This window comes from Cognatilysobacter lacus, from assembly GCF_008274655.1.
Lineage (GTDB): Bacteria > Pseudomonadota > Gammaproteobacteria > Xanthomonadales > Xanthomonadaceae > Cognatilysobacter > Cognatilysobacter lacus.
In genome coordinates, this window is record NZ_VTRV01000219.1 from 1 (window position 1) to 2,991 (window position 2,991).

At 70.1% G+C, this 2,991-nt stretch carries 4 protein-coding genes; 1 reads left to right on the top strand and 3 read right to left on the bottom strand.

The window, feature by feature from the left end; all coding sequences use genetic code 11:
• Window positions 1-396, top strand: a 396-nt coding sequence (locus FW784_RS13365; protein WP_235893683.1) for a thiamine-phosphate kinase, incomplete at its 5' end; no start/stop codon positions are given.
• 166 nt (window positions 397-562) lie between these two features.
• Here FW784_RS13365 and FW784_RS13370 read toward each other — a convergent pair.
• From FW784_RS13370 to FW784_RS13380, 3 genes are all read right to left on the bottom strand, one after another.
• Complete coding sequence (locus tag FW784_RS13370; RefSeq protein ID WP_149353819.1) at window positions 563-1,168, bottom strand: uracil-DNA glycosylase family protein; 606 nt, start codon at window positions 1,166-1,168, stop codon at window positions 563-565.
• A 3-nt stretch (window positions 1,169-1,171) separates the two neighbouring features.
• Window positions 1,172-2,554: an FAD-binding oxidoreductase gene (locus tag FW784_RS13375; RefSeq protein ID WP_149353820.1), complete on the bottom strand. Its 1,383-nt coding sequence runs from the start codon at window positions 2,552-2,554 to the stop codon at window positions 1,172-1,174.
• Window positions 2,555-2,657: 103 nt separating this feature from the next.
• Window positions 2,658-2,991: YraN family protein (locus FW784_RS13380; protein WP_149353821.1), on the bottom strand; the 334-nt coding region annotated here is incomplete at its 5' end.

A 2,991-nucleotide genomic window follows, 5' to 3' on the forward strand; every position in this document is an offset into this window, starting at 1 on the left:
CGGCTGGCCGGCGTCGCGAGCGCGTGCATCGATGTCTCCGACGGATTGCTGGCCGACCTCGGCCATGTGTTGCGCGCAAGTGGCGTGGGCGCGCGCGTCGATGTCGACCGCTTGCCGGCGTCAGCCGAGCTGCTCGACACGCTCGATGTCGAACAGCGCCGCAGCGCGCAGGCGTCCGGCGGCGACGATTACGAACTGTGCTTCACCGCGCAGCACGGTTCGGCTGAGCGGGTGCGGGAAATTGCGGCCGCGGCGGACGTTGCCGTCACGCGTGTCGGCGTTGTGGAGGCCGGGGCAGGCGTGCTCGTGGTGGATGGCGACGGGCGCAAGTGGGTTGCGGGCCGCGCGGGCTACCAGCATTTCGGCGTCGACGGTTCGCGGCACGAGTTGTCATAGCGAGCGCGGGTCGATGAACGTCGATCTGCCGCTGCAACCGCGACTGCGACGAAAACCGCGACCGCAACGGCTGTTGCCGCGAGCGCTCTTGGGCGCATACGAGCTTCCGCAGCCGTAGCCGTCCGGCCCGTATCCCCGGCCTCGCGATTTCCGGAAACCCCACCAGCTAGACCGGCCCCGGTCCGCGGCTGCCGCCGAACAGGTCGTCGACCCCCGCCCGCAGATGCGGCAGCACCTCGGCATCGAACCACGGATTTGCCTTGAACCAGGCGACGTTCCGCGGGCTTGGATGCGGCAATGGCACGATGTTCGGCGCGTACCCGCGCCACGCGCGCACGGTGTCCGTCAGCGTGGCCTTGCGCCGCGCACCCAGGAAATACGCCTGCGCGTACTGGCCGATGAGCAGCGTCATGCCGATGTCCGGCAGCATCGGCAGCAACTGGCCATGCCACGTCGCCCGGCATTCGGCGCGGGGCGGCGCATCCCCGCCTCCCGCGCGGCCGGGGTAGCAGAAGCCCATCGGCACGATGGCGACGCGGGATTCGTCGTAGAACGTCGACGGGTCCAGTTGCAGCCAGTCGCGCAGGCGACGACCGCTCGCGTCGTCCCAGGGCACGCCACTGGCATGCACGCGCGTACCGGGCGCTTGGCCGACGACCAGCAAGCGCGACGTGGCCGATGCGCGCAGCACCGGCCGCGGCCCGAGCGGCAGGTGCGCTTCGCAAAGCCGACAGGCGCGTATGCGATGCAACAGGTCGTCGAGCGGTCGCATCGGTCAGGCAGGCGGCAACAGTTTGCCCGGATTGAGGATCCCATCCGGGTCGAACACGCCCTTGATCGCGCGCATCAAAGCGAGCGTGGCGGGCGTCACTGCCTGTGGCATGAAATCACGCTTGGCCAGGCCGATGCCATGTTCGCCCGAGAGGGTGCCGCCCAGGGAAATCGTGAGTTCAAACACCTTGGCCAACGCAGCGTCGGCGCGTGCGCACTGCCCGGCGTCGGTGGGATCGAACAGGATATTGACGTGCAGGTTGCCGTTGCCGGCATGGCCGAAGCAGACAATCGGCAACGCGGCGTCGCGCGCGATCCCTTGCACGCCGTCCACCAGCGCCGGGATTCGCGACACCGGCACCACGACATCCTCGTTGATCTTGCCGGCGGCCAGCGTGCGCAGTGACGGCGACAACGCCTTGCGCGCGGCCCACAGTCGCTCGCGCGCCGCTTCGTCGCGCGCGGCGTCGATAACGACAAGGCCTTCGCCAGCCGCAGCCTTTGATAGCGCGCCAATCGTGGCGTCCAGTTCGTGCAACGCACCGTCTGCCTCGATCATGAGCAGCGCACCGGCGTCGGCAGGCAGGTCCGCGCCGCCGACATCGCGCGCCAGTCGCACCGCGTGCGCGTCCATGAATTCGAGCATCGACGGCGTGACCGGCTGCGACATGAGGCGCGCAACGGCGGCTGCCGCGCTGGTGGCGTCACGGTAAATCGCGCGCAGCGCACTGCGCCCCGGCGGCGCAGGTACGAGCCGCAAGGTGGCCTCGACGATCAGGGCGAGCGTGCCCTCGCTGCCCACGAGCAGACGCTGCAGGTCGTATCCGGTTGCACCCTTGGTGGTCGAGGCACCGCAGACGATGAGTTCGCCCGCGCCGGTAACCGCCGTCAGCGCCAGTACGTTGTCGCGGCTCGCGCCGTACTTGACTGCGTGCGGACCGCCGGCGTTGCAGGCGAGGTTGCCGCCGACGCTGCTGAAGGCGGCGCTGGTGGGATCCGGCGGCCAGAAAAGGCCATGCGGCGCCAGCGCGGCCTGCAGGTCGCCGTTGAGTACGCCGGGCTCGACCACCGCGCACCGGTCGCCGGATCGGATGTCGACGATGCGATCCATCCGCTCGAACGAAACGACGATGCCGCCCGCGATTGGCACCGTTGCGCCGGTCGTATTGGTGCCGCGCCCGCGCGGGACGATCGGCAGGCGATGCTTGCGACAGGCACGCACGATGGCTACCACCTGTTCGCGATCCTGCGGCAGTGCGACGCCGACGGGCATCGCCTGCATGCGCGAATTGTCGTAGCCGTAGACCAGGCACTCGGCGGGATCGGTGCGCCAGGCATCGCCCAGTACCGCGGCGAGTTCCGCGTCGAACGCGGGCCGCGGGCTCATGCGAGCTCGCTCGCGGGCGCACGCGCGGGCGCCGCGAATTCCGTCGATCCGAATCCCGCTGCGAAGCGAAGCCGGGGCGCCGAATCGACGCCGAGGGCGCGCATCAGACGTCGTCCGCGCGGAACGCGTCGCGCAGCCACGTGAGTTGAGGGCTGTCGATATCGCCGCTCGCTTCCACCACGTCGAAGCGGCACGGTGCGTCCGCCCAGCGCCGGTGCGTTGCCAGGAACAGGCTCGCCGCGCGCACGAGCTTGCGTCGCTTGGCGGCCGTGACCGACTGCGCGCCGCCGCCGAAGCGATCGTTCGCGCGATAGCGCACTTCGACGAACACGAGCGTCGCGCCGTCACGCATCACCAGGTCGAGTTCGCCGACGCGGTAACCCGCGTTCGCCGCAACCGGCTCGAGCCCGGCGCGCACGAGGTGCTCGCGCGCCGCA

Bases quoted from the DNA above. Each gene is read 5' to 3' on its own strand.
- FW784_RS13370 (WP_149353819.1), bottom strand. From the start codon at position 1,168: ATGCGACCGCTCGACGACCTGTTGCATCGCATACGCGCCTGTCGGCTT.
- FW784_RS13375 (WP_149353820.1), bottom strand. From the start codon at position 2,554: ATGAGCCCGCGGCCCGCGTTCGACGCGGAACTCGCCGCGGTACTGGGC.